This is a genomic window from Streptomyces mabaensis, from assembly GCF_053763515.1.
This window is the reverse complement of the sequence record NZ_JBSOPZ010000006.1, coordinates 79,377-104,446: the sequence shown is the minus strand read 5'-3', so window position 1 is coordinate 104,446 and position 25,070 is coordinate 79,377. Positions and strand designations below refer to the sequence as shown.

24 protein-coding genes and 1 tRNA gene are annotated in these 25,070 nt (G+C 70.2%); 12 read left to right on the top strand and 13 right to left on the bottom strand.

The window, feature by feature from the left end; genetic code table 11:
* Nucleotide 1: 1 nt before the first annotated feature.
* From eno to ACWV17_RS07365, 7 genes are all read left to right on the top strand, one after another.
* A complete protein-coding gene (gene eno, locus ACWV17_RS07395) occupies nt 2–1,285 on the top strand; it encodes a phosphopyruvate hydratase (RefSeq protein ID WP_455351378.1) in 1,284 nt (427 codons plus the stop codon).
* Nucleotides 1,286–1,387: 102 nt separating this feature from the next.
* Nucleotides 1,388–1,864 carry an FtsB family cell division protein gene (locus ACWV17_RS07390; RefSeq protein ID WP_455358980.1) on the top strand — a complete coding sequence of 159 codons (477 nt, stop codon included), beginning with the start codon at nt 1,388–1,390 and terminating at the stop codon, nt 1,862–1,864.
* Between the two features lie 56 nt (nt 1,865–1,920).
* Nucleotides 1,921–2,526, top strand: a complete 606-nt coding sequence (locus ACWV17_RS07385) for a DUF501 domain-containing protein (protein WP_455358979.1) — start codon at nt 1,921–1,923, stop codon at nt 2,524–2,526.
* Nucleotides 2,523–3,464, top strand: coding sequence for a Ppx/GppA phosphatase family protein (locus ACWV17_RS07380; protein WP_455358978.1), 942 nt, complete (start codon nt 2,523–2,525; stop codon nt 3,462–3,464). Before ACWV17_RS07385 ends, ACWV17_RS07380 begins: the two co-directional genes overlap by 4 nt.
* 367 nt (nt 3,465–3,831) lie before the next feature.
* Entirely contained in the window at nt 3,832–5,220 is a 1,389-nt protein-coding gene (locus tag ACWV17_RS07375) for an NAD(P)/FAD-dependent oxidoreductase (RefSeq protein WP_455358977.1), read from the top strand.
* 178 nt (nt 5,221–5,398) lie between these two features.
* The gene (locus ACWV17_RS07370) at nt 5,399–6,721 is read left to right on the top strand and encodes a class I SAM-dependent methyltransferase (RefSeq protein WP_455358976.1); all 1,323 of its coding nucleotides are present in this window, start codon (nt 5,399–5,401) and stop codon (nt 6,719–6,721) included.
* 266 nt (nt 6,722–6,987) lie between these two features.
* Complete coding sequence (locus tag ACWV17_RS07365) at nt 6,988–8,196, top strand: phospholipase D-like domain-containing protein (protein ID WP_455351384.1); 1,209 nt, start codon at nt 6,988–6,990, stop codon at nt 8,194–8,196.
* 162 nt (nt 8,197–8,358) lie between these two features.
* Here the strand turns inward: ACWV17_RS07365 and tnpA are convergent, their stop codons facing one another.
* Complete coding sequence (gene tnpA, locus ACWV17_RS07360) at nt 8,359–8,775, bottom strand: IS200/IS605 family transposase (protein ID WP_455351385.1); 417 nt, start codon at nt 8,773–8,775, stop codon at nt 8,359–8,361.
* 25 nt (nt 8,776–8,800) lie between these two features.
* Between tnpA and ACWV17_RS07355 the strand changes: the two genes are divergently transcribed.
* Nucleotides 8,801–9,964 carry an RNA-guided endonuclease InsQ/TnpB family protein gene (locus ACWV17_RS07355; protein WP_455358975.1) on the top strand — a complete coding sequence of 388 codons (1,164 nt, stop codon included), beginning with the start codon at nt 8,801–8,803 and terminating at the stop codon, nt 9,962–9,964.
* A gap of 132 nt (nt 9,965–10,096) precedes the next feature.
* Here ACWV17_RS07355 and ACWV17_RS07350 read toward each other — a convergent pair whose 3' ends face one another.
* Nucleotides 10,097–12,664 (bottom strand): ABC transporter permease, encoded by a 2,568-nt coding sequence (locus ACWV17_RS07350; RefSeq protein ID WP_455358974.1) that lies wholly within the window; start codon nt 12,662–12,664, stop codon nt 10,097–10,099.
* A 112-nt stretch (nt 12,665–12,776) separates the two neighbouring features.
* On the bottom strand, nt 12,777–13,547 hold the full coding sequence (locus ACWV17_RS07345) for an ABC transporter ATP-binding protein (RefSeq protein ID WP_455358973.1): 771 nt from the start codon (nt 13,545–13,547) through the stop codon (nt 12,777–12,779).
* A gap of 367 nt (nt 13,548–13,914) precedes the next feature.
* Between ACWV17_RS07345 and ACWV17_RS07340 the strand changes: the two genes are divergently transcribed.
* Both ACWV17_RS07340 and ACWV17_RS07335 read left to right on the top strand, forming a co-directional pair.
* Nucleotides 13,915–13,998, top strand: a tRNA-Leu gene (locus ACWV17_RS07340).
* Nucleotides 13,999–14,330: 332 nt separating this feature from the next.
* Nucleotides 14,331–15,227, top strand: coding sequence for a Bax inhibitor-1/YccA family protein (locus ACWV17_RS07335; protein ID WP_455351395.1), 897 nt, complete (start codon nt 14,331–14,333; stop codon nt 15,225–15,227).
* A 69-nt stretch (nt 15,228–15,296) separates the two neighbouring features.
* Here ACWV17_RS07335 and ACWV17_RS07330 read toward each other — a convergent pair whose 3' ends face one another.
* Nucleotides 15,297–15,527, bottom strand: a complete 231-nt coding sequence (locus ACWV17_RS07330; protein ID WP_455351494.1) for a DUF4287 domain-containing protein — start codon at nt 15,525–15,527, stop codon at nt 15,297–15,299.
* A 101-nt stretch (nt 15,528–15,628) separates the two neighbouring features.
* Here ACWV17_RS07330 and ACWV17_RS07325 point away from each other — a divergent pair, with 101 nt between their 5' ends.
* The gene (locus ACWV17_RS07325; protein WP_455358972.1) at nt 15,629–15,958 is read left to right on the top strand and encodes a hypothetical protein; all 330 of its coding nucleotides are present in this window, start codon (nt 15,629–15,631) and stop codon (nt 15,956–15,958) included.
* A gap of 35 nt (nt 15,959–15,993) precedes the next feature.
* Here the strand turns inward: ACWV17_RS07325 and ACWV17_RS07320 are convergent, their stop codons facing one another.
* The 3 genes from ACWV17_RS07320 to ACWV17_RS07310 all read right to left on the bottom strand — a co-directional run bounded on the left by ACWV17_RS07320 (nt 15,994) and on the right by ACWV17_RS07310 (nt 19,511).
* Nucleotides 15,994–16,785 carry a hypothetical protein gene (locus tag ACWV17_RS07320; protein ID WP_455359075.1) on the bottom strand — a complete coding sequence of 264 codons (792 nt, stop codon included), beginning with the start codon at nt 16,783–16,785 and terminating at the stop codon, nt 15,994–15,996.
* 380 nt (nt 16,786–17,165) lie between these two features.
* Complete coding sequence (locus tag ACWV17_RS07315) at nt 17,166–18,386, bottom strand: acetyl-CoA C-acetyltransferase (protein WP_455358971.1); 1,221 nt, start codon at nt 18,384–18,386, stop codon at nt 17,166–17,168.
* A 117-nt stretch (nt 18,387–18,503) separates the two neighbouring features.
* Nucleotides 18,504–19,511: an SGNH/GDSL hydrolase family protein gene (locus ACWV17_RS07310; protein WP_455351496.1), complete on the bottom strand. Its 1,008-nt coding sequence runs from the start codon at nt 19,509–19,511 to the stop codon at nt 18,504–18,506.
* 172 nt (nt 19,512–19,683) lie between these two features.
* Here ACWV17_RS07310 and ACWV17_RS07305 point away from each other — a divergent pair, with 172 nt between their 5' ends.
* Complete coding sequence (locus ACWV17_RS07305) at nt 19,684–21,069, top strand: cystathionine beta-synthase (RefSeq protein ID WP_455351398.1); 1,386 nt, start codon at nt 19,684–19,686, stop codon at nt 21,067–21,069.
* 288 nt (nt 21,070–21,357) lie between these two features.
* Here ACWV17_RS07305 and ACWV17_RS07300 read toward each other — a convergent pair whose 3' ends face one another.
* Genes ACWV17_RS07300 through ACWV17_RS07275 form a run of 6 tightly spaced genes read right to left on the bottom strand, consistent with a single transcriptional unit; the run spans nt 21,358 to nt 25,022 of the window.
* Nucleotides 21,358–21,771 (bottom strand): hypothetical protein, encoded by a 414-nt coding sequence (locus ACWV17_RS07300; protein WP_455351399.1) that lies wholly within the window; start codon nt 21,769–21,771, stop codon nt 21,358–21,360.
* A gap of 9 nt (nt 21,772–21,780) precedes the next feature.
* Entirely contained in the window at nt 21,781–22,989 is a 1,209-nt protein-coding gene (pqqE, locus tag ACWV17_RS07295) for a pyrroloquinoline quinone biosynthesis protein PqqE (RefSeq protein ID WP_455358970.1), read from the bottom strand.
* The gene (gene pqqD, locus ACWV17_RS07290; RefSeq protein WP_455351401.1) at nt 22,986–23,258 is read right to left on the bottom strand and encodes a pyrroloquinoline quinone biosynthesis peptide chaperone PqqD; all 273 of its coding nucleotides are present in this window, start codon (nt 23,256–23,258) and stop codon (nt 22,986–22,988) included. The genes pqqE and pqqD overlap by 4 nt, the downstream gene beginning before the upstream one ends.
* Nucleotides 23,255–23,977: a pyrroloquinoline-quinone synthase PqqC gene (gene pqqC / locus ACWV17_RS07285; RefSeq protein WP_455358969.1), complete on the bottom strand. Its 723-nt coding sequence runs from the start codon at nt 23,975–23,977 to the stop codon at nt 23,255–23,257. The genes pqqD and pqqC overlap by 4 nt, the downstream gene beginning before the upstream one ends.
* Nucleotides 23,974–24,873: a pyrroloquinoline quinone biosynthesis protein PqqB gene (pqqB, locus tag ACWV17_RS07280; protein ID WP_455358968.1), complete on the bottom strand. Its 900-nt coding sequence runs from the start codon at nt 24,871–24,873 to the stop codon at nt 23,974–23,976. Before pqqB ends, pqqC begins: the two co-directional genes overlap by 4 nt.
* An 8-nt stretch (nt 24,874–24,881) precedes the next feature.
* Nucleotides 24,882–25,022, bottom strand: a complete 141-nt coding sequence (locus ACWV17_RS07275) for a pyrroloquinoline quinone precursor peptide PqqA (protein WP_455351404.1) — start codon at nt 25,020–25,022, stop codon at nt 24,882–24,884.
* Nucleotides 25,023–25,070: the final 48 nt, after the last annotated feature.

Below are 25,070 nucleotides of genomic sequence, written 5' to 3'. Positions count from 1 at the left end.
CGTGCCGTCCATCGACGTCGTCGTAGCCCGGGAAATCCTGGACTCCCGAGGCAACCCCACGGTCGAGGTCGAGGTCGGCCTCGACGACGGCAGCACGGGTCGTGCTGCAGTTCCGTCCGGTGCATCCACCGGTGCGTTCGAGGCCCTCGAGCTCCGCGACGGTGACCCGAACCGCTACCAGGGCAAGGGCGTCGAGAAGGCCGTCCTCGCCGTCATCGAGCAGATCGGCCCCGAGCTGGTCGGGTACGACGCCACCGAGCAGCGCCTGATCGACCAGGCGATGTTCGACCTGGACGCCACCCCGGACAAGTCCTCGCTCGGCGCCAACGCCATCCTCGGCGTCTCCCTCGCCGTCGCGCACGCCGCCTCCGAGGCGTCCGACCTGCCGCTCTTCCGCTACCTCGGCGGCCCGAACGCGCACCTGCTGCCCGTCCCGATGATGAACATCCTGAACGGCGGCTCGCACGCCGACTCCAACGTGGACATCCAGGAGTTCATGATCGCGCCGATCGGCGCCGAGTCCTTCTCCGAGGCCCTGCGCTGGGGCACCGAGGTTTACCACACCCTGAAGAAGGTCCTGAAGGAGAAGGGGCTCTCCACCGGTCTCGGCGACGAGGGCGGCTTCGCGCCGAACCTCGGCTCCAACCGCGAGGCGCTCGACCTCATCCTCGAGGCCATCAAGCAGGCCGGCTACGCGCCCGGCAAGGACATCGCGCTCGCGCTCGATTGCGCGGCCTCCGAGTTCTACAAGGACGGCTCGTACGAGTTCGAGGGCAAGTCCCGCTCGGCCGCCGAGATGACCGAGTACTACGAGGAGCTCGTCTCCGCGTACCCGCTGGTCTCCATCGAGGACCCGCTGTTCGAGGACGACTGGGCCGGCTGGAAGGTCATCACCGACAAGCTCGGCAGCAAGGTCCAGCTGGTCGGCGACGACCTGTTCGTCACCAACCCGGAGCGCCTCGCCCGCGGTATCGAGGAGGGCTCCGCGAACGCCCTGCTCGTCAAGGTCAACCAGATCGGTTCGCTGACCGAGACCCTGGACGCCGTCGAGCTGGCCCAGCGCAGCGGCTTCAAGTGCATGATGTCGCACCGCTCCGGCGAGACCGAGGACGTCACCATCGCCGACCTGGCCGTCGCCACCAACTGCGGCCAGATCAAGACCGGTGCCCCGGCCCGCTCCGAGCGCGTCGCCAAGTACAACCAGCTGCTGCGCATCGAGGAGATCCTCGACGACGCGGCGGTGTACGCGGGCCGCAGCGCGTTCCCGCGGTTCCGTACCGCATAGCGGCAAGGCGTAACAGCACAGCCAGTCGTACGTACGTCCCCGGCCGCGGTCCCGTACCGTGTCCGGGGACGTACGCGCGTAACGGCAGGGGAGGCGGGAGACATGGCCGGAAAGGACCGCGACCGGTTCTCCACCGCGACCAGGATTCGGCTGCTCGGCGAGCGGACCGCCGCCCGCGTCTACCGCTCCCAGACCCGGCGGCAGATCCGCCGCAGCCGGCTCACCGGCCGGGCCGCGCTGCTCGCGCTGGTGCTCTGCACGCTGGTCGTGGCTCTCGCGTATCCGATGCGCCAGTACGTCTCCCAGCGCTCGGAGATCGCCGAGCAGCAGCGGGAGGCGGACCGGGCCCGGGCCGGGCTGGAAGAGCTGCGCGACCAGAAGGCCCGCTGGCAGGACCCCGCGTTCGTGGAGCAGCAGGCGCGCGAGCACCTGCACTTCGTACGTCCCGGGGAGACCGGCTTCACCATGATCGACCCCGAGGCCGAGGACCTGGACCACAGCGACCAGGGCAGCGCGGACCGGCCCTGGTACTCCAACGTCTGGGACGGCGTGGACAAGGCCGACCGCCCGGACCGGTAGACCCCGAACAACCCCCAAGACCAGACCGACCAGCGAACGAAGAGACTCTCCCAGGCATGGACACGCCCCCGCCCCAGACCGACCGGACCGAGCCCACGGACGCGGACATCGCCGCGTTCAAGGAGCAGCTCGGCCGCCCGCCCCGCGGGCTGCGCGCCATCGCCCACCGCTGCCCCTGCGGGCAGCCGGACGTGGTCGAGACGGCCCCGCGCCTGGAGGACGGCACGCCGTTCCCGACGCTGTACTACCTGACGTGCCCGCGGGCCGCCGGTGCGATCGGCACCCTGGAGGGCGGGGGCGTCATGAAGGAGATGCAGGCCCGCCTCGCCGAGGACCCCGAACTGGCGGCGGCGTACCGCGTCGCGCACGAGGACTACATCGCGCGCCGCGATGCGATCGAGGTGCTCCAGGGCTTCCCCAGTGCCGGCGGCATGCCGGACCGGGTGAAGTGCCTGCACGTCCTGGTCGGCCACTCGCTGGCGGCCGGCCCCGGCGTGAACCCGCTGGGCGACGAGGCCCTGGCGATGCTGCCCGAGTGGTGGGCCAAGGGCCCCTGCGTCACCCCGTGCGGGCCCCCCGCCGGTGACGGATGGGAGGTCGGCCGCTCGGAGGACGGCTCGGGCTGGTTCGCCGTCAAGCCACTTGAAGGGGACGACCAGTGACGCGCGTCGCCGCCATCGACTGCGGTACCAACTCGATCCGCCTGCTGGTCGCGGACGCCGACCCGGCCACGGGCGAACTGAAGGAGCTCGACCGGCGGATGACGATCGTCCGGCTCGGCCAGGGCGTCGACCGCACCGGGCGGCTGGCGCCCGAGGCGCTGGAGCGGACGTTCGCGGCGTGCCGCGAGTACGCCGGTGTCATCCGGGCCCTGAGCGCCGAACGCATCCGATTCGTGGCCACCTCGGCCTCCCGCGACGCCGAGAACCGCGACGACTTCGTACGCGGGGTGCTGGACATCCTCGGCGTCGAGCCCGAGGTGATCACCGGCGACCAGGAGGCCGAGTTCTCCTTCACCGGTGCCACCAAGGAGCTGACCGGCCGTGCCGACCTGGCGAGGCCGTTCCTGGTGGTGGACATCGGGGGCGGTTCGACGGAGTTCGTGGTCGGCGACGACCACGTCCGCGCCGCCCGGTCGGTCGACGTCGGCTGTGTGCGGATGACCGAGCGCCATCTCGTACGGGAGGGCGTGGTGTCCGACCCGCCGACGGCCGGGCAGATCGCCGCCATACGCGAGGACATCCGGGCCGCCCTCGACCTGGCGGAGGAGACCGTCCCGCTCGGCGAGGCCAGGACGCTGGTCGGGCTGGCCGGCTCGGTCACCACGGTCGCCGCGATCGCGCTGGGCCTGAGCGCGTACGACTCCGCCGCGATCCACCACACCCGGATCCCCGTGGCGAAGGTCGCCGAGATCACCGGCACGCTGCTCGCCTCGACCCACGACGAGCGTGCCGCGATCCCCGTGATGCACCCGGGCCGGGTGGACGTGATCGGCGCGGGCGCGCTGGTCCTGCTGGAGATCATGGAGCGGACGGGCGCCCGGGAGGTCGTCGTTAGCGAGCACGACATCCTCGACGGCATCGCCTGGTCGGTCGCCTGACGGCCCGCTCGGGAGCCCTGGCGAGGGCCGCCGCGAGAAAGTTCGTGAAGTTCTTCACAAGGAAAAGGGGCCTGTGAGTCGCCCATCCGTGCCGTATGGCCCGGATAAGCGACCCACAGCCCCCCTTCATGCCCCTACCGGACACTTCCCCGCGGGTGGCGTACGGGCCGAACGGCCGGGTGGTCCAGTGCCGGGAGGCTGACGGAGGGCCAGTTCAGCGGGGGTGCACAACGTCCCCCCGTACACCCTGGTTCCCCTGCCGCGCCATGACCCCGGTCACGTGGGCGGCGGAGTGTAGCAGAGGGGCGGGAGGAGCTTGTGAAGGGGCTCACGAGCGACCCCCCTGGGGGTGCTGGATACTCGAATCATGAGCACCACGGAGCGTCCCAGGATCCTCGTTGTAGGCGGTGGGTACGTAGGCCTGTACGCGGCACGCCGCATTCTGAAGAAGATGCGGTACGGCGAAGCGACCGTCACGGTCGTGGACCCGCGCTCGTACATGACGTACCAGCCCTTCCTCCCCGAAGCCGCCGCCGGCAGCATCTCGCCTCGGCACGTCGTCGTCCCGCTGCGACGCGTGCTGCCCAAGGCCGAGGTACTCACCGGCCGGGTCACGAACATCGATCAGGACCGCAAGGTCGCCATGGTCACGCCGCTCGTCGGCGCGGCCTATGAGCTGCCCTTCGACTACCTGGTCGTCGCGCTCGGCGCGGTCTCCCGCACCTTCCCGATCCCCGGCCTCGCCGAGCAGGGCATCGGTATGAAGGGCGTCGAGGAGGCCATAGGCCTGCGCAACCACGTCCTCGAGCAGCTCGACAAGGCCGACTCGACCACCGACGAGAACGTCCGCCGCAAGGCGCTCACGTTCGTCTTCGTGGGCGGCGGCTTCGCCGGCGCGGAGACCATCGGCGAGGTCGAGGACATGGCCCGCGACGCTGCGAAGTACTACACGAACGTGAAGCGCGAGGACATGCGCTTCATCCTGGTCGACGTGGCTGACAAGATCCTTCCCGAGGTCGGGCCGCAGCTCGGCAAGTGGGGCAAGGAGCACCTCGAGGCCCGTGGCGTCGAGATCTACCTCAAGACCGGCATGGACTCCTGCGTGGACGGCCGCGTGGTGCTGAACAACGGCCTGGAGGTCGACTCCAGCACCATCGTGTGGACCGCCGGTGTGAAGCCCAACCCGGTGCTGGCCCGCTACGGCCTGCCGCTCGGCCCGCGCGGCCACGTGGACACCGCCGCGACCCTCCAGGTCCAGGGCACCGACTACATCTGGGCCGGCGGCGACAACGCCCAGGTCCCGGACCTCGCCGCCCGCAAGGCCGGCGTGGAGAACGCCTGGTGCCCGCCGAACGCCCAGCACGCGCTGCGCCAGGCGAAGGTCCTCGGCGACAACGTCATCTCGGGCATGCGCGGCTTCCCGCAGAGCGAGTACAGCCACGCCAACAAGGGTGCGGTGGCCGGTCTCGGCCTGCACAAGGGCGTCGCGATGATCGTCATGGGCAAGATGAAGATCAAGCTCAAGGGCCGGCTCGCCTGGTACATGCACCGTGGCTACCACGGTCTGGCCGTGCCGACCTGGAACCGCAAGATCCGCGTCCTGGCCGACTGGACCCTGGCGATGTTCCTCAAGCGCGAGGTCGTCTCCCTCGGTGCCATGGAGACTCCCCGCGAGGAGTTCTACGAGGCCGCCAGGCCGGCGCCGGTGGCCGCGGCCCCGGCCGCCGACAAGGCGGAGCGGGCCAAGGCCTCCTAGGGCCGGGCCTTCCGGGGCCGGACCTACGCACAAGACGCCGAAGGGCGCCCGCCATCCGTGGTGCGGGCGTCCTTCGGCGTTTCCCGTGCGTAGGACTGCATTCCGGCCCCGCTGGTGTTTACCGTTGTGCTGGGCTCTTTCGCCATCGCTGGGATTCACCGTCACGGAGGTGTGTGCCATGGCCGATGCCGCGCTGCGGCTGACCGCTCTCGCCGACGAGCTGCTCGGGACTCCGCTCCCGGTCCGCATCCGGGCCTGGGACGGAAGTGAGTCGGGTCCGCCCGGCGCGCCGACGCTCGTCCTCCGCCACCGCCGCGCGCTGCGCAGGCTGATGTGGCGGCCGGGGGAACTGGGCCTGGCCCGCGCCTGGGTGGCCGGCGAGCTCGACGTCGAGGGTGACCTGTACGCGCTGCTGGAGCGGATGGCCGGGCTGCTGTGGGAGCGCGGCCGTGACGAGCGCAGTACCCTTCAGTCCGTACGGGAAGCCGTACGGGACGCCGCACGCGACCCGGAACGACGCGCCGCCGTAAGGGAGTTGGTCACACTGGCCGGGCCCTGGCTGCCGCCGGCCCCGCCCGCCGAGGAGATCCGGCGCCGCAGCGGTCCGCTGCACACCAAGCACCGCGACCGGCAGGCCATCAGCCACCACTACGACGTCGGCAACGACTTCTACGAACGGGTGCTGGGCCCGTCCATGGTGTACTCCTGCGCCTACTGGGACGAGAACTCCACGCTGGAGGAGGCCCAGCGCGACAAGCTGGACCTGATCTGCCGGAAGCTGGCCCTGAAGGAGGGCGACCGGCTGCTGGACGTCGGCTGCGGCTGGGGCTCGATGGCGATTCACGCGGCGCGGGAGTACGGCGTGAGCGTCACCGGCATCACGCTGTCGCGCGAGCAGGCCGCGTACGCCCGTAAGCGCATCGCGGAGGAGGGGCTCACCGACCGGATCGAGATCCGCGTCCAGGACTACCGGGACGTCAAGGACGGGCCGTTCGACGCGATCTCGTCGATCGGGATGGCCGAGCACGTGGGCTCGGTGCGCTACCGCGAGTACGCGGACGTCCTCTTCCGTCTCCTGAAGCCCGGCGGCCGGCTGCTCAACCACCAGATCGCGCGGCGCCCCGAGCGGAACGAGTCCGCCTACCGGGTGGACGAGTTCATCGACGCGTACGTCTTCCCCGACGGGGAGCTGGCGCCGCTCGGCCGTACGGTCGGGACGCTGGAGGAGGCCGGCTTCGAGGTACGTGACGTCGAGTCGATCCGGGAGCACTACGCGCGGACCCTGCGGGCCTGGGTCGCGAACCTGGAGGTGCACTGGCGGGACGCCGTCCGGTCCACCTCGCCGGGCCGGGCCCGTATCTGGCGGCTCTACATGGCGGCCTCGGCCCTGGCCTTCGAGCGCAACCGGATCGGGGTCAACCAGGTGCTGGCGGTCCGCTCGGGGGCGGGGGGCGGCTCGGGCGTGCCGCTGCGCTCACGCACCTGGAACGCGGGGGGCTGACGGGGCGTTGATCCGGAGGGGTGACCAGGTGGGGTCGGTCGGGCGGGGCTGAGCGGGCGGGCCGCTGCGTGGCCCGGCCGCCCCCGCGGCAAACTGGCGTTCATATGTGCGACGTTGATACGTTCGAATCTTCGGGCTCGGACGGGAGGCGGGTTCGCTGAGGCCGAGAAGGCCCTGCGACCTCGCCTCCCCTTTTTTGTGCGTCGGAAGTGCGATTCCCGATTTGTCATGAATCTGCCAATAATCGTCAGGATGAAGGAGTCCCTTTGCGCCGCCCCACCACGTGGCTGCTGAGCCTCGCTGCTGCGCTCATATCCGTCGTCACCCTCGCCGCCGCCACCGCGTCCGCGGGACCCGAAGCGCTCGCCGTCACCACGACCGCCACGTTCAACCACCCCGGCGGGACCGCGACCGAGCAGAACCGGGTCCGCGACCATGTCGTCGCCCTGATCAACGACACCCAGCCGGGTACCTCGATCACCGTCTCGATGTACACCTTCACCGAGGACACCGTCCGCGACGCACTGATCGCCGCCAAGGGCCGGGGCGTCTCGGTCAAGGTGATCCTCGACCGCACCTCGGCGACGATGAACGGCGGTGAGTACGACAACCTCGCCGAGGGCCTCGGCACCGACCGGACCAAGTCCTCCTGGGTACTGGCCTGCCCGGTCCAGCGCGCCTGCATCGGCAGCCGGGTGCTCGCGGGCGATACCGACGGCACCATCAACCACAACAAGTTCTTCCTATTCTCCCAGGTGGGAGGCGCGGAAAAGGTCGTCGTACAGTCCTCGGCCAATATGACCAACCTGCAGCGCACCGACCTCTTCAACAACGCGGTGACGATCGTCGACGGTGGTCTCTACGACATCTACCAGGCGTACTTCGCCGATCTGCTGAAGTACGGCACCGAGTCCGGGCTGAGTCACTACTACAAGACCCCGTCGAGCGGCGCGTACAAGGCGTACTTCTTCCCGCGCCAAGAGGCCGCGGGCAGCGAGTTCAACGACGACCCGTCCACCGACACCGTCAAGCTGATCCTCGACAACGTCAGCTGCGGCGGCGGCACCCAGGTGCGGATGGCCGCCAACCTCTTCACCCGTAACGCTGTCGCACAACGGCTGGTGGCACTCAAGAGCGCCGGATGCTCCGTCACCCTGGCGCACGACGGTGCCCCCGGCTCGATGGGCACGGTCGTGGAGTCCACCATCTCTGGCAAGCTCACCAAGCGCGTGGAGTGCTACGAGGGCCGCGGCGCGGGCACCGCGAAGGCCGGACTGCACTCCAAGTACCTGCTGGTCAACGGCACGTACGACGGTGCCGCCGGAAAGAAGCTGGTCTTCGCGGGCAGCCACAACTACACCTACCCGGCGCTGCGAGCGAACGACGAGACGCTGCTGAAGATCGACAATCCCGCGCTGTACGACCAGTTCAAGGCCAACCACGACCAGCTGATGACCTACTGCGAAGGGTCATAGGCGCAAGGCCGCAGGGCGTACGGCCGAAGGGCCCGGCGATCGTCTCCGAGGGACGGCCGCGGGGTCCTTCGGAGTAGCTGCCGGACCTGCCGGGACTAATCGCAGTGGATCGGGCTCGAGCCCGGTGGTGAAGCGATTCTGAGACGTGCTCTGACTGGCAGGTCACAGCGGACGATTCTGCTGCTCGATGTACTGACGGACTATTGACAGCGGAGCCCCGCCGACCGATCCGGCGAAGTAGGAACCGGACCACAGGCGCTGTGCGCGCCAGTAGTGCCGGACCAGTTCGGGGTACTCCTGGCGGAGCCTGCGGGAGGAGACGCCCTTGAGGGAGTTGACCAGCTTGGACAGAGCAACCTTGGGCGGGAAGTTCACGAGCAGGTGCACATGGCTGTCCTCGCCGTTGAACTCGATCAGCTCGCACTCGAAGTCGGCGCATACCGCGCGCATGATCTCTTCCATCCTCTTGAGGTGCGCGTCGGTGAACACCTTATGCCGGTACTTCGTCACGAAAACCAAGTGGGCGTGGAGGGCGAAAGCACAGTGTCGACCAGTCCTGATGTTCTGCATGTCAGCCATAACCCAAGTATGTATGGTGATCCTCATGCAGCTCAGGTACTCATTCCGGATCGAGCCGACGCCCGGTCAGTGCATCGCGCTGACCCGGTCGTTCGGCTGCGCGAGGGTGGTCTTCAACGACGCCCTTCGTGCCCGGAAGGAGGCCCATGAGCAGAGCAGGCCGTATCCGAAGATCGGGGACTTGTCCAAGCAGGTCATCACCGAGGCGAAGAAAACCGAGGCCCGTGCATGGCTGGCCGACACTTCAGCCGTCGTACTCCAGCAGTCGTTGCGGGACCTGGACACCGCGTACTCCAACTTCTTCGCGTCGATGAAGGGCACCCGCAAGGGGCCAAAGATCGCCGAGCCCCGGTTCAAGTCCCGCAAGGACGACCGGCAGTCGATCCGCTTCACCGCCAACGCCCGGTGGTCGATCACCCAGGACGGGAAGCTGAACCTTCCCAAGATCGGACCGGTGAAGGTGCGCTGGTCCCGTCCGCTTCCCTCCACGCCATCCACCGTGACGGTCATCAAGGACGCGTCGGGCAGGTACTTCGCCTCGTTCGTGGTGGAGACAGACCCGGCCGTTGACATTTTCCCGCCCACCGACTCGGACCAGGGAATCGACCTCGGTCTGACCCGCTTCGCCGTCCTCGCGGACGGCACGCACATCCACTCGCCGAAGAAGCTGAAGAAGCGGCAGCGGGAACTGTCGCGGAAGCAGAAGGGCAGCAAGAGCCGGGACAAGGCCCGCATCAAAGTTGCCCGCGCTCACGCCAAGGTTGCTGACGCGCGCCGCAACTTCCACCACCAGTGGTCTCACAAGCTGACCAGCGAAAACCAAGCTGTCTATGCCGAGGACCTGAACGTGCGTGGACTGGCGCGCGGACTCCACTCCAAGGGCGTCCACGACGCCGGGTGGTCCCAATTCCTAAAGTTGTGCGAATACAAGTCCACCCGGCGCGGACGCACCTTCACCAAAGTGGACCGGTTCTTCCCCTCCTCACAGGTCTGCTCTGCCTGCGGATTCCGCGACGGCCCCAAGCCGCTCAACGTCCGCACCTGGACCTGCCCGAACTGCGACACCATCCACGACCGCGACTGGAACGCGGGAAAGAACATCCGACACGAGGGCCGCCGCATCTTCGCAGCAGCCCAGAGACCACCCACCCCCGGACCGGGGGCCCCGGAGAGCAAGCACTCCAGGTAAACGTCTGTGGAGCACGGTAAGACCCTGGTCGGCAATCAGGGCGCGCGCGTAGAAACAGGAACCCACCTCAAGCCCAACCGTTCGCCACGGAGGGCAGGGAGAGAATCGCCCTCACCTATGAGGGCGAGGAGGTCAATCGGTCTTGATGGCGGTCAGCATGTTCAGCTTCGCCGCGCTGCGTGCCGGCCACATCGCCGCCAGCACGCCCACCAGCGCGGCCAGCGCCAGGAAGAGGCCGATCCGGTCCCACGGGATGACCAGGGCGTAGCCCGGCACCGAGCTCTTGACCGTCTGGCCGATCGCCCAGCCCAGGAAGGTGCCGAGACCGACGCCGATCACCGCGCCGAACAGCGAGATCACCACGGCCTCCAGCCGGATCATCCGCTTCACCCGGCGGCGGTCGAGACCGATCGCCCGCAGCATGCCGATCTCCTGCTGGCGCTCGAAGACCGACATGGCCAGCGTGTTGACGACACCCAGGACCGCGATGAGCAGGGCCATCGCCAGCAGTCCGTACATGATGTTCAGCACGGTGTTGATCATGCCGCCGAAGGTGTTCCGGATGTCCTGCTGGTCCATCACGCTCATGGCCGGGTTGTCACCGAGGGCGTGGACGACGGCCTCCTCGGCGGTCTTGCTCGCGCCGCCGTCCGTCGTGACCCAGACCTCGGGGATGTACGGCTGCTCCTCGTGCGGGGCCAGCAGCGCGGTGGAGATGAGCACCGGCGAGAGGAACTCGTTGTCCTTGTACGTCGCGCCGACCGTCAGCTGCGCCTTCGCGCCGTCGTCGTACTCGACCGCGACCGTGTCGCCGGGCTTCCAGCCGTTGGACTTCGCCGTCTTCTCCGCGACCGCGATCCCGCCCTTGCCGAGGGTGTCCAGGGAGCCGGAGACGGTCTGGATGTTGATGACCTTCTCGATGTCACCGGGGACCACACCGGAGACGGACTGGCCGCTGCCCTTGATCGTGAGGTACGAGGCCTGCTGCGGGGAGACGGCCCGCACGCCCGGCGCCTTCTCCAGCGCGCTGACGACGGACTTGTCCAGGCCGCCGCCGCTGGCCATCGTGACCATGTAGTCGGCCTTGATGTTGTCCGTGGTCATCTTGTCGACGGCCCGGCCCATCGTGACGCCAAGCACCGACAGCCCGGTGACCAGGGTGAGCCCGATGGCCAGCGCGGAGGCGGTGGCGCCGGTGCGCCGCGGGTTGCGGACCGCGTTGCGGCTGGCCAGGTTGCCGGACACCCCGAACAGGCGCCGCAGCAGCGGCCGTACGAGAGCGATGACCGGCCGCGAGAGCAGCGGGATCAGCACGATCACACCGATCAGCGCCAGGAACGCCCCGGCCCCGATGATCATCTTGCCGTCCTTGCCGGCCGCCGCCCCCGCGACGATCGCGGCGGCGCCGAGGAGGGTCAGTACGGCGCCGATGGAGTTCCGCAGCACCAGGGACTTGGTGGTCGCCGGCAGGTGGGCGCTGCCCATGGCCGCGACCGGCGGGATCTTCGCGGCCCGGCGGGCGGGCAGCCAGGCGGCGAACATCGTGATCAGCACGCCGACACCGAGCGCGGCGGCGATGGTGGTGGGCGCGACGACCAGCGAGCCGTCCGGCACCTTGGCACCGAAGGAGCTCATCGCGGAGCGCAGCCCGGTCGCCAGTCCGATGCCGAGTACGAAACCGATCACCGAGGCGACCGCGCCGACCACCAGGGCCTCGCTCAGCACCGAGCGGCTGACCTGCTTGCGGGAGGCGCCGACGGCGCGCAGCAGCGCGAGTTCCTTGGTGCGCTGGGCGACCAGCATCGAGAAGGTGTTGGAGATCAGGAAGACCCCGACGAAGAGGGCGATGGCGGCGAAGGCGAGCAGCGTCTGGTTGAGGCCGGACAGGCCCTGCTCGATCTGCTCGGCCTGGTCGTCCGCGAGCTGCTTGCCGGTCTGCGCCTCGGCGTTGTCCGGGATCAGCGGCTCGACCTCGTCGAGGATCCGCTGGGCGGAGATGCCGGAGGCGGCGGCGACGGTCACGTCCTTGTAGTAGCCCGGCTCGAGGTAGAGCTGCTGGGCGACGGCGGTGTCGAAGAGGACCAGGCTGCCGCCGGCGTTGACCGCGCCGTCCTCGGTGGTGAAGACACCGGAGAGGGTGTACTCCTTCACCGGGCCGTTGGTGGCGACCCGTACCTTGTCCCCGACCTGGTACTCGCCCTGGGCGGCGGAGTCCTTGTCGAGCGCGATCTGGTCGGCCTCGACCGGGCCGGTGCCGTCGGTGAAGGTGTAGGCAGGGTCTTTGCCGTCCCGGCTGTCCTTGCCGGGGGCGAAGTTGCCGCCCTTGTTGGACCAGCCGTTGCCGATCAGCTTGCCGTCGGGGTCGGCGACGCCGGCGAAGCCGTCGACGCGGCCGGTGGCAGAGGTGACGCCGTCGAGACCCTCGATCTTCGCGAGCGTCTTCGCGCTGATCCCGGGCTCCTCCTTGCCGTCCTTGCCGTCCTCGCCGCCCGAGTTCCGGGCGGTGGGGTCGGCGTAGGAGGTGACGGAGACGGCGACGTTGTCGTAGCTCTTCGCCGACTGGTTGCGGTAGGCGTTGCCGAGGGTGTCGGTGAAGACCAGGGTGCCGGAGACGAAGGCCACGCCGAGCATCACGGCGAGTACGGTCATGAGCAGCCTGGCCTTGTGCGCGAGCACATTGCGCAGGGCGGTACGGAACATGGGGAAGTCCTGGTGTGAGGGGTGGACCGGAGCGGTCGATCAGCGGGGTCGGTCGAGTAGGTCGATCGGTCGAGCCGGTTCGAGTCGGTTCGCGCCGGTTCGAGCCAGTCGGTCAGCTCGTACGGCCCTTGGCGTCGAAGGCCTTCATGCGGTCCAGCACGCCGTCGGCGGTGGGGCGCAGCATCTCGTCGACGATGCGGCCGTCGGCGAGGAAGATCACGCGGTCCGCGTACGAGGCGGCCACCGGGTCGTGCGTCACCATGACGACGGTCTGGCCCAGCTCGCGCACCGAGTTGCGCAGGAAGCCGAGCACCTCGGCGCCGGACCGGGAGTCGAGGTTTCCGGTCGGCTCGTCACCGAAGATGATCTCGGGGCGGCTCGCCAGCGCGCGGGCCACGGCGACGCGCTGCTGCTGACCGCCGGAGAGCTGGGTCGGCCGGTGGCTGAGCCGGTCCGACAGGCCCACCATGCGGATCACGTTCTCCAGCCACTCCTTGTCGGGCTTGCGGCCCGCGATGTCCATCGGCAGGGTGATGTTCTCCGCGGCCGTCAGCGTCGGCAGCAGGTTGAAGGCCTGGAAGATGAAGCCGATCTTGTCCCGGCGCAGCTGAGTGAGCTGCTTGTCCTTGAGCGCGCCGAGCTCGGTGTCACCGATCCGTACGGAGCCGCTGCTGAAGCTGTCCAGGCCGGCCACGCAGTGCATCAGCGTCGACTTGCCGGATCCGGACGGGCCCATGATCGCGGTGAACTCGCCCTGCGGGAACTCCACGGTGACCCGGTCCAGGGCGACCACCTGGGTCTCGCCCTGTCCGTACACCTTGGACAGTTCGGTGGCGCGAGCCGCCACGGTGGTGGCGCGGTGGGCGAGGGGGGTCGTGGTCACGAAGGAGCTCCTGTCGGAACGGCGAATCTCTGGGGACGTACTCCATCCTGTCGGCCCGCCGAGGCCGGGGGATCCGTCCGCATGACCGTTCCCGGGGCCCCCTGGAGTCTGACCGGAAGGCCCGCCTCTCCTCCCTGGGTATGACGCCGCCCCTGAGACCGGCCGGTCGCGGGGCGTCGAAATCCCGTCATTCCCGCGCCCGCGCCCGGCACCCCCGGCGGGCGGCGCGGCGGGTGCCGACAGTGCCTCCGAAGGTCTGACGCACCCTCAAGCGCCAATAAAATAAGACAACATCGGGAAGTAGCTCGGCTGTTCGGGCGATGTGTCCCGATAGGCTCAACCCGCGCTTTACGGAGCCGCACGCCCTGCCCGGATGGTGGAATGCAGACACGGCGAGCTTAAACCTCGCTGGCCCCTCGGGGCCGTGCCGGTTCAAGTCCGGCTCCGGGCACACACCTCACCTCTCGTTGGGGACGTGAGGGTGTTACCGGGAAGGGAGCCGCCCCGGCTTCGCGAGCTCCCGCCACTTCTCGGCCTCGGTCTCCACGACCTTCCTGTTCCATGCCGGCTCCGGCTGGTCGACGTCTCGGGGCCACTGGCGGGCGTCCGCCTGCAGAGCGAATCGAACGTGCACACCTCCCGGGGAACCGGGCACACTCCCTTTGGGAGGGGTGACACCTCGTGACGATCGAGGTAAAGATCCTCCCGGAGCACTAGGGTGCTTCCTTTGCTTACGCATTACTCTTGTGGCAAGGCCGCGCAGTGTGGCCATGGAGGAGTGAAATGAGGAGCAGCAACCCGGTCTTCTCGCGACGGGGGTTCAGCCGCGACAACGGCTACGCGGGCTTCAACGCGCAGCAGCCGCAGGCCGGGGGCCCCGCTGTGGGCACCCAGGGCAACCCGTACGCCCAGGGGACCGCGACCAACCCGTACGCGACGAACCCGTACGCCCAGCAGGACCTGCAGACCGGTGCCCCGCAGGCGCCCGCGCGCGCCGACGTCATGACGATCGACGACGTCGTGGCCCGTACGGCCATGACGCTCGGCACGGTCGTAGTGACCGCCGTGCTGTCCTGGGTCCTTCTCCCCGTCGACCCGGCCAACCTCGGCACGTCCTACGGCATCGCCATCGGCGCCGCCCTGGTCGCGCTGGTGCTGGCGCTGGTCCAGTCGTTCAAGCGCAAGGCGTCGCCCGCGCTGATCCTTTCGTACGCCGCCTTCGAGGGTGTGTTCCTCGGAGTGATCAGCAGCGCCGTCTCCACGTACATCGCGGACGGCGTGGTGGCGCAGGCGGTGCTCGGCACGATGGCGGTCTTCGCCGGTGTGCTCATCGCGTACAAGATGCGCTGGATCCGGGTCACCCGCCGTTTCTACGGCTTCGTGATGGCCGCGGCCATGGGCTTCATCCTGCTGATGGCGGTCAACCTGCTGTTCGCCGTCTTCGGCGGCGGTGACGGCCTCGGCTTCCGCAGCGGCGGCCTCGGCATTCTGTTCGGTGTCATCGGCATCATCCTTGGCGCGTGCTTCCTCGCTCTCGACTTCAAGCAGGTCGAGGACGGTCTGGCGTACGGCGCTCCGCGCGAGGAGTCCTGGCTGGCGGCCTTCGGCCTCACCCTGACCCTGGTGTGGATCTACCTGGAGATGCTGCGGCTGTTCTCGATCCTGCAGGGTGACGACTGACCCGCAGGCGTAAGGCAACACAGAAGGGCCCGCGGAAATCCGCGGGCCCTTCGTCGTGGTCGGACGCGGTCAGCGCAGTTTGCGCGCGGCCCGCCTCAGGTCGTACTCATGGATGATCGCTTTGGCATGGCCATAGGCCAGATCGTGTTCGCTGCGGAGCCAGCTGACCTTCTCCTCGAAACGGAAGAGGGCGGGGCCTTCGTCGACGGTGCGAATCCAGTCGGCGACTTCACGACCGGTGCAATGTGGGATACGGGAGAGCATGTTCCGGTGGGTTTCCTCGGAGAAGACTTGGGACATCGGCGCCTCCGGACGCATTGCGCGTGTCTGGTCCTTCACGCCACCGTGCCTGAGCGTTGGCCCGTTGGCAACAGTCCCGCACGGGCGCGTAGGGTCGCGGCGTGCTCGATACAACACCTCTGACCGCCGCCGTGGACCGATTCGCCGACCGGCTCAGGGCCGCACCGCAGAGCCGGCTGCAGCGCGGGGCGGCGGCCGAGGGCCTGGCCCTGGCCAGGGAACTCGCCGTACGGGCCCAGCGTCTGGAGGTCCCCGGGCGGGAACCGCGGATCATGCCGGACGACGGGATGTTCGTGGTGGCGGACCAAGTCGCGGTCGCGGGTCATGATTTGGCGGAGGCACTGAGAACGGCCCCGCCGGCGTCAACTTCGGGTGACGTGGACGAGGCCGTGAGGCTGGTCGAGGCGGCCGCGGCGCGGGCCCTGGAATAGGCCGGGCGGCGGGCCGCCGGGCGCCGGGGTCAGGGTCAGAGCGACGCGATGACGCGGTCCGCCAGGATGTAGATGCTTTCCTCGCCGCACGCGAACGTCAGCGCGTAAGCGCCCGAGACGCCCGAGCCGCCCAGCAGGACCGGCGCGCTGCCGTCCCGCAGGGCCGCGGCCAGGCGCTCGGCGGTCTCGCGGTGGCCCGGCGTCATACAGAGCGTGGTGCCGTCGGAGAAGACGTACACGTCGAGCGTGCCCAGCGGGCCCGGCCGGACGTCCGCGAGGGCGGTACGGGACTCGGCGAGCTCCTCAAGACGGCTCACCGTGCGCTCGTGGTCACCCAGCGGAGACGGCTGTACCGGTACGAAGTCGGGGTGCGAGGGGTGGCGACGGCGGGCCGCCGCGAGCTCGGGGGAGTCCTCCGCGAACTCGGTGACGGGCTCGTCGTCGAGCTCCAGCAGCGGCTCCAGACCCACCAGGTCGGCCTGGCGGGGCAGGAAGAGCGGGGCGTCCTCGCCCAGCCCGTGCAGCCCGCCCAGCAGCGAGGGGGCGTCCGCGGCGTCGCGGGCCTCCTGAGCGGCCCAGAACGCACGCGCCTCGGCGAGCTCACGCTCGCGCTCCTCGGCGAGGGCCTCGGCCACGGCGGCGCGTATCTCGGCCGGCGTGTCCAGGGCGCTGCGGGCGGCGGGTACGACGGGACCCCGGCCCTGGCTCTGCGCGGCGAGCTCGCCGCGCAGGGCGGTGACCTGCTTGCGCAGCCCGTGAGCAGCGTGCAGGGCGGCGCCGCCCACGGCGGTGGCAGCGGCCGTGGTCAGCAGCAGGGCAAAAGACATGGCGCTCACTGACGTTCTCCCGGTGTTGTCGATCCCCCGGACTTCCTACATCAGAGTGTCGTGGTCTGGGAATGGTTGTCAGTGCATTACGTCACGAATTGGACAGGTCTTTCAACCCGGCGTTTAACCCCACAACGGCTGTGACCTGCGGGAACGATTCTCCCCCAGGAGAAAGGTCACATCCTGGGGGAGATTCGGTCACGGGTCAGGTGCGAGGGGGTTCGCCGGGCGCCCCGATGACCATCACTTCAGGTTCGGCCCAGCCGCCCGCTGAGCGGCTCAGCTCAGCCGCTCGCCGCTCATGGTCGCGTTCCGCTTCGCCTCCGCTGCGGGCGGGTGACGCCTTCGTTCCTCAGGCGTCCCCCACCCTCCGCTGCGGCTCAGCTCAGCCGCTCGATGACCATCGCCATGCCCTGGCCGCCGCCCACGCACATGGTCTCCAGGCCGAACTGCTTGTCGTGGAACTGGAGGCTGTTGATCAGCGTGCCGGTGATGCGCGCGCCGGTCATGCCGAAGGGGTGGCCGACGGCGATCGCCCCGCCGTTGACGTTCAGCTTGTCCAGGTCGACGCCGAGGTCCCGGTACGACGGGATCACCTGGGCGGCGAACGCCTCGTTGATCTCGACCAGGTCGATGTCGCCGATGCCCAGCCCCGCGCGGCTCAGCGCCTGCTTCGACGCCTCGACCGGGCCGTAGCCCATGATCTCGGGCGAGAGGCCGGAGACGCCGGTGGAGACGATCCGCGCCAGCGGCGTCAGGCCGAGCTCGCGCGCCTTGGTGTCGCTCATGATGACCAGCGCCGCGGCGCCGTCGTTGAGCGGGCAGCAGTTGGCGGCCGTGACCAGGCCGTCGGGGCGGAAGACGGGCTTGAGGCCCTCCACGCCCTCCAGGGTCACGCCGGCGCGCGGGCCGTCGTCCTTGGACACGACCGTGCCGTCCGGGGTCGTGACCGGGGTGATCTCGCGCTCCCAGAAGCCGTTCTTGATGGCTTCCTCGGCGAGGTTCTGCGACCGCACGCCGAACTCGTCCATGTCCCGGCGGGTCACGCCCTTCAGGCGCGCCAGGTTCTCGGCGGTCTGGCCCATGGCGATGTACGCGTCCGGGACCAGCCCGTCCTCGCGCGGGTCGTGCCAGTCCGCGCCCTCGGTCTGGGCGACGGCGGCGGTGCGCGCCTGGGCCTCGGCGAAGAGGGGGTTGTGGGTGTCCGGGAGGCTGTCGGAGTTGCCCTTGACGCTGCGGGAGACCGTCTCGACACCGGCCGAGATGAAGACGTCGCCCTCGCCGGCCTTGATGGCGTGCAGCGCCATGCGCGAGGTCTGCAGCGACGAGGAGCAGTACCGGGTGATGGTGCAGCTGGGCAGGTGGTCCATGCCCATCTGTACGGCCACGATGCGGCCGAGGTTGTGGCCCTGCTCGCCGCCGGGCAGGCCGCAGCCGAGCATCAGGTCGTCGATGTCGCGCGGGTCGAGCTCGGGCACCTTGGCGAGTGCGGCCTTGATGATCTCCGCGGTCAGGTCGTCCGGCCGTACGTCCTTCAAGGACCCCTTGAAAGCGCGACCGATGGGGGAGCGGGCGGCAGAGACGATCACGGCTTCGGGCATGAGGGGCTCCAGAAAGGGAGAGGGAGAAGGGGCAGGACTGAGTGGGAAGTTACCCCTACGTATCGCTCAGGTCACCGGGGTGACCGTGTGATGAGGGACTCTTTTCTAAGCGCTTGCTCAGTCCAATGATGCGCCACTCGCCCCCGACCGGTCCAGGGCCGCCGCCGGGTCCGTCACCGCAGGCAGACGGCGCCGGCGCCGGTGCTTGAGCAGTGCCCAGGGGGCCCGAGCGCCGGTGACCTCGGTACCGGCCTCCGACGCGGCGGCCGACGCCGCCTTCGCGACCGTCAGCATGCCCTCGTCGCGCGACGCGTCCAGCTGGTCCGTCTCCGGCCACAGGCCGAGCGAGGCGCACAGGGTCGGCAGCATCGCCATGGCCGCGGTCGCGTACCCCTCGGCCGACGGGTGGTAGTTGTCCGGCCCGAACAGCTCCCGCGGGTTCGCCGCGAACTCCGGGCCGAGCAGGTCGCCGAGTGAGACCGTGCGGCCGCCCTGCTCGACCACGCCGATCGTCTGCGCCGCGGCCAGCTGCCGGCTCACCCGCCGCGCCAGCCAGCGCAGCGGCTGGTACACCGGCTCGATCGTGCCCAGGTCGGGGCAGGTACCGACGACGACCTCGGCACCCGCGGTACGCAGCCGGCGCACGGCGGCGGCGAGATGCCGGACGGACTGGGTGGGCGGCATCCGGTGAGTGACATCGTTGGCACCGACCATGATCACGCAGACGTCGGGGCGCCGCGTCGGGTCCGCCAGCATCAGCATGACCTGGCGGTCCAGGTCGTCGGACATGGCTCCCGGCAGCGCCACGTTGCGCAGCTCCACCTGACGCTCCGCCACCGCCGCCAGCCCCGAGGCGAGCAGCGCCCCCGGCGTCTGGCGGACCCGGTGCACACCCTGCCCGGCCGCCGTCGAGTCGCCCAGCATGCCCAGCCGCAGCGGCCGCCGGGCCCGGCCGAAGACCGTTCCGTACAGCCCGTCGGCGCTGGGCGGGTCCGCGTTGTGCCCGTTGCCGACCGTCCGCTTAGCCAGCTGCACCTCGGCCAGAACCAGTCCGACTGCCGCCGCACCCAGGAGGCCGATGCCGCCTCCGCCGTACGCCGCACCCGCAGCGATGCGCCGTGCCACCCTCGCCCTCGACACAGTCCCCGCCACCTCCTCGTAGCCACTCGTGAGCTACTCGTAACCGCTCAAGAGCTAACTGCCCCGTAGCGGCGGTCGCCCAATCACTTTCCGCATACGCTGGCGACACCTCACGGAGTAGCCGGAGACCCCGGAGACCGCTTCCCTGGAGAACAAGGTGCAATTCCACGACTCGATGATCAGCCTCGTCGGCGACACCCCGCTGGTGAGGCTCAACAGCGTGACCGAAGGGATCCAGGCAACCGTCCTGGCCAAGGTCGAGTACTTCAACCCCGGCGGCTCGGTCAAGGACCGTATCGCCGTGCGCATGATCGAGGCGGCGGAGGAGAGCGGTGCGCTCAAGCCCGGCGGCACGATCGTCGAGCCGACCAGCGGCAACACCGGTGTCGGACTCGCGATCGTGGCCCAGCAGAAGGGCTACAAGTGCATCTTCGTCTGCCCGGACAAGGTGTCACTCGACAAGATCAATGTGCTGCGCGCGTACGGCGCGGAGGTCGTCGTCTGCCCGACGGCGGTCGACCCCGAGCACCCCGACTCGTACTACAACGTCTCGGACCGGCTGGTCCGCGAGACGCCGGGGGCCTGGAAGCCCGACCAGTACAGCAACCCGAACAACCCCCGTTCGCACTACGAGACCACCGGCCCCGAGCTGTGGCAGCAGACGGACGGGAAGATCACCCACTTCGTCGCGGGCGTCGGCACCGGCGGCACGATCAGCGGCACCGGCAACTACCTCAAGGAGGTCTCGGGCGGGCGCGTACGGATCGTGGGCGCCGACCCCGAGGGCTCGGTGTACTCCGGCGGTTCCGGCCGTCCGTACCTCGTCGAGGGCGTCGGTGAGGACTTCTGGCCGACCGCCTACGACCCCACGGTGACCGACGAGATCATCGCGGTGTCCGACAAGGACTCCTTCCAGATGACCCGCCGCCTCGCCAGGGAGGAGGGCCTCCTCGTCGGCGGTTCCTGCGGTATGGCGGTCGTGGCGGCGCTGCGCGTCGCCGAGGGCCTCGGCCCGGACGACGTGGTCGTCGTCCTGCTGCCGGACAGCGGCCGCGGCTACCTCAGCAAGATCTTCAGCGACGAGTGGATGGCGGGCCACGGCTTCCTGGAGGAGGCCGGACCGTCGGCGCGCATCGGCGAGGTGCTCGCCGACAAGCAGGGCGGGCTGCCCTCGCTGGTGCACATGCACCCCGAGGAGACCGTCGGCCAGGCGATCGAGGTGCTGCGCGAGTACGGCGTCTCGCAGATGCCGATCGTGAAGCCGGGCGCCGGCCACCCCGACGTCATGGCGGCGGAGGTCATCGGCTCGGTCGTCGAGCGCGAGCTGCTGGACGCGCTGTTCACCCAGCGCGCGTCGCTGGGCGACCCGCTGGAGAAGCACATGAGCGCGCCGCTGCCGCAGGTCGGTTCCGGCGAGCCGGTGGGCGACCTGATGGCCGTACTGGGCGAGGCGGACGCGGCGATCGTGCTGGTCGAGGGCAAGCCGACCGGTGTGGTGAGCCGTCAGGACCTGCTGGCGTTCCTCGCGAAGGGCACCAAGTAGCGGACGGCCAGGGTCCGTTCGGCTTCGCGAAAGTGGTACGAGCGCGACACGTCGCGGCAGCACCCGCTTAACACGGGTCGGGCACATTGGTGGTTGCCGGCAGGCAGGAACACAGCAGGACCCGCCGGCAACCACCAACGGCGCCAAGGACCTCCGGAGCGGCTCCCGGACCTCCATGGACGCCTGGACGCGGCAGACCGGCCCTGACCCGGCCCGTGTCCCGCGGGGACCGCCGTCGTCCCGCCCCCCGGGCAACCGGGGGTGCGGCGGTCCCCGCCCACCCGCAGGTCAGTCTTCCCAGTCGGATCTGTTCCGCCGGTGGAACCAGGGCATCCCCTTCGCCGCGTGGACCGCGTTGACTCCGACGATCCCGGCCCAGGCGACGACCAGTCCCTCCAGGCCCGCCTGCGCCGCGCCGATCGCCGACAGCGGGACGGCGAGGATCATGCTGATGATGCCGAAGCCGTACCGCTCGCCGAAGTTCCCGTCCACGGCGTGCGGGGAACGGGCGCCCCGGGCGGCCACCATCTGCTGCTCGGCGAGCTGGCGGCGCACCCGCCGGTCCACCGCCCCGTCCACACGCTGCTCGACCTTCTCCAGGAACGAGTCGAGGAGCGCGGACTCGTACTCCGGCCCCAGTTCCCGGCGCGCCTGCAAGGTGGCGTCGAGTTCCTTCTTGAGCTCTTGGTCACGGGCTTCCATGCGGCCACGCTACGGGCCACGCGGGCTGCGCACAGTGGGGTTAACCCCAGTATCGGCCCCCGGCCTGCGGTACACGTACGGCGGCGGCCGCACCCCGTCCGCCGCCCCGTCAGCAGCCGTCCGGATGAGTCCGTGGTCGGGGGACAGCGCGCATGCCGGGTCCGTACGGGCGGCGTCCCCGGTCAGCGCGTACGCCTGGCAGCGGCAGCCGCCGAAGTCCTCGTCGCGGCGGGCGCAGGTGCGGCAGGGGTCGGCCATCCAACCGGTCCCGCGATAGCGGGTGAAGGCCGTGGAGTGGTCCCAGATCCAGGCCAGCGCGTGGTCGCGGATGTTCGGCGGGTCGAGGTCCGGCAGCGAGGCCGCGGCGGGGCAGGGCAGGACGGTCCCGTCCGGCGCGACGGTGAGCGAGACCGCCCCCCAGCCGCCCATGCACGGCTTCGCCACGCCGTCGAAGTAGTCGGGCACCACCCAGACCAGGTCGAGGCCGGGGGACAGCCGCTCCCGCCACCGCTCGACCGCGTCCCGCGCGCGGGCCAGCTGGTCGCGGCCGGGGAGCAGCGCGGCGCGGTTGAGCAGACCCCAGCCGTAGAACTGGGTGTTGGCCAGCTCGATACGGTCCACGCCCCAGGACAGGCCCAGTTCGACGATGGCGTCGATGGCGTCGAGGTTCTCGCGGTGCAGGACGACGTTGAGGCCGAGGGGCAGGCCGCGGTCCCGGACGAGGGCCGCGGCCCGCTCCTTCGCGGCGAAGGACGCGCGGCCGGCGATCCGGTCGGAGGAGCCAGGGTCGGCGTGCTGTACGGACAGCTGGACGCTGCGCAGCCCGGCGCCGGCCAGCGCGGTCAGCCGGGCCTCGTCGAGACCGGTGCCGCTGGTGACCAGCTGGGTGTAGATCCCGGCGCCTTCGGCGGCGGCGACGATCTGTTCCAGGTCCGGGCGCAGCAGCGGCTCGCCGCCGGAGAGGTGGGTGTGGACGACGCCGAACTCGCCGGCCTGACGCATCAGGTCCGTCCACTGATCGGTGGTCAGCTCGCGCGAGCGGCGTGTCAGTTCCAGGGGGTTGGAACAGTACGGGCAGTGCAGCGGGCAGGCGTGGGTGAGTTCCGCCAGCAGGGCCCAGGGGCGGGCGGGCGCCGCGGCCGGTGCGGTCGGCTGTTGTGCGGCGGGCTGCTGCGCGGCGGGGGCCGGCCCGGCGGGGGTCGGAGCGGTGGTGGTCATCGGAGCCAGCCCTCCTGGCGCAGCCGGTCGAGGAAGGCGGGCACGTCGGTGGCCACGGGGGCGCCGGGAAAGCGTTCGGCCAGCTCGTCGACGATCCCGTGCACGCTGCGGGTGCCGTCGCACAGGCCGACGACCGTACCCGCCTTGCCCGTCAGGACGACGACGCGTTCGGGAAGGACCAGCAGGTCCGTGCCGCGTACCGGGTCGTGCCGCAGCACGATGACAGGGGAGAGTGCGGGCCGCCAGTCGCTCCCGGTCGTCGCGCTCACGCCCGCTCCTGGCGACCCGCGTGGTCCACCGCGTCGAGCAGCGACCACAGGACGTCGCACTTGAAGCGGAGCGCGGCGACGGCGCGTTCCTGGTCGTCCCTCGTGCGGGCCCGGTCCAGGACGAGGGCGAGCGCCTCGGCGCTGTCGCGGCGGCCCTGGGAGATCCGGGAGCGGAAGTAGGCGAGACCGTGGGGCTCGATCCACTTGTAGTGGCGTTCGAAGGCGTCGATGCGGGTGCGCATCAGGTCCGGGGCGGACAGCTCGGTCAGCGACGCGGCGACGGCTTCGAGCAGTGGACGCAGGCGGCAGAAGTTGACGTACCCGTCGACCGCCAGCCGTACTCCCGGCAGCACCGTGTCGGCCCGGAGCAGCGTCTCGCGGTCCAGGCCGGCCGCCTCACCGAGCCGCAGCCACCGCTCGATGCCGCCCTCGCCCTCCTCCGGTCCGTCGTGGTCCTGGATCCGGCGCAGCCACAAACGGCGCAGCGCGGAGGTCTCCAGCTTGGCGGTGATCAGGGCGTCCTTGACGGGGATGTGGCGCTGGTAGTGGAAGCGGTTGGCGATCCAGCGGCGCAGCTCCGCCGGGCTGAGGTCCCCGCTGTGCATACGGACGTTGAAGGTGTGGCGGTCGTGGTACCGCTCTTCCCCCACCGCGCGCAGTCGTGCCTCGAACTCCGCGGGGCTCCAGGGCTCCGCGAGCGGGGCGAGTGCCGTGGTCACAGCTCGATCACCATTCCGTCCTGCGCCACCTCGATGCCCAGCCGGGCGAGCCGCTTGTGCTGGGGCGCGGCCGGGTCCACGAGGGGGTTGGTGTTGTTGAGGTGCGTGTAGAGGCACCGGGCGGAGAGCGGGGCGAGCAGCTCGGCGGTGCCGCCCGGCCCGTCGATGGGCAGGTGCCCCATGCCGGTCGAGGTGCGGGTGGAGATGCCGGTGCGGCGGGGCTCCTCGTCGTCCCAGAAGGTGCCGTCGACGATGACGCAGTCGGCCTCGGCGGCGGCCTGCTGGAGACGGTCGGGCCAGGCGGCCAGGGCGGGGGCGTAGACGGCGGACGCGCCGGTGGCCGGGTCGTACAGGCGCAGCGCGACGACCCACGCCTCGTCGTCCGGGGCGTCGGCGGCGTACCGGGGGCGCTTGCCGGACACCGGGATCGCGCTGATCCGCACGGCGGACGCGGCACCGCCGAGCGGCTGGCTGCCGTGCCCCTCCAGTTCCCGCCAGGTCACGGAGGTGTACGGGCCCAGCACCGCGCCGAGGTGCAGGCGGTCGAGGAGGGCCTGACGGACCGGGGCCGTCGCGAGCACCTGGAGGCCGTCGGCCTCGCGCAGCCGTGCGATGCCCAGCGTGTGGTCGAGTTCGGCGTCGGTCAGGACCAGTCCGGCGACCGGCGTCTGCCGGGGACCCGGCCCGGGGTGAAGTGCGGGCTCGGCCTCGATCTGGTCGCCGATGTCGGGTGTCGCGTTGACGACGAACCACTGGCCTTCGCCCGCCCGGACGGCGAGCGAGGCGTGACGGCGGCGCCAGTGCGGGTGCGCGCGTGCCCCGGAGCACCCGGGGCACGCGCAGTTCCACTGGGGGATGCCGCCGCCTGCGGCGGTGCCGAGCACCTGCAGCAGCATGGCGGGGACTAGCGGGAGTTGAGGGAGTAGGCGGTGACCTCCAGAGCGGTCTCGACGACCAGGTGACCGGGGGTCTGCCAGGTGGTGTCGTCGCCCTCCTCGCCGGAGGTCTGCTGGACCAGTTCCGTCTGTTCCATGGTCTGGTTCATCGGTCGTACCTGCCTTTCCGTTGGGGAACCACTCGGGGGGACCACCTG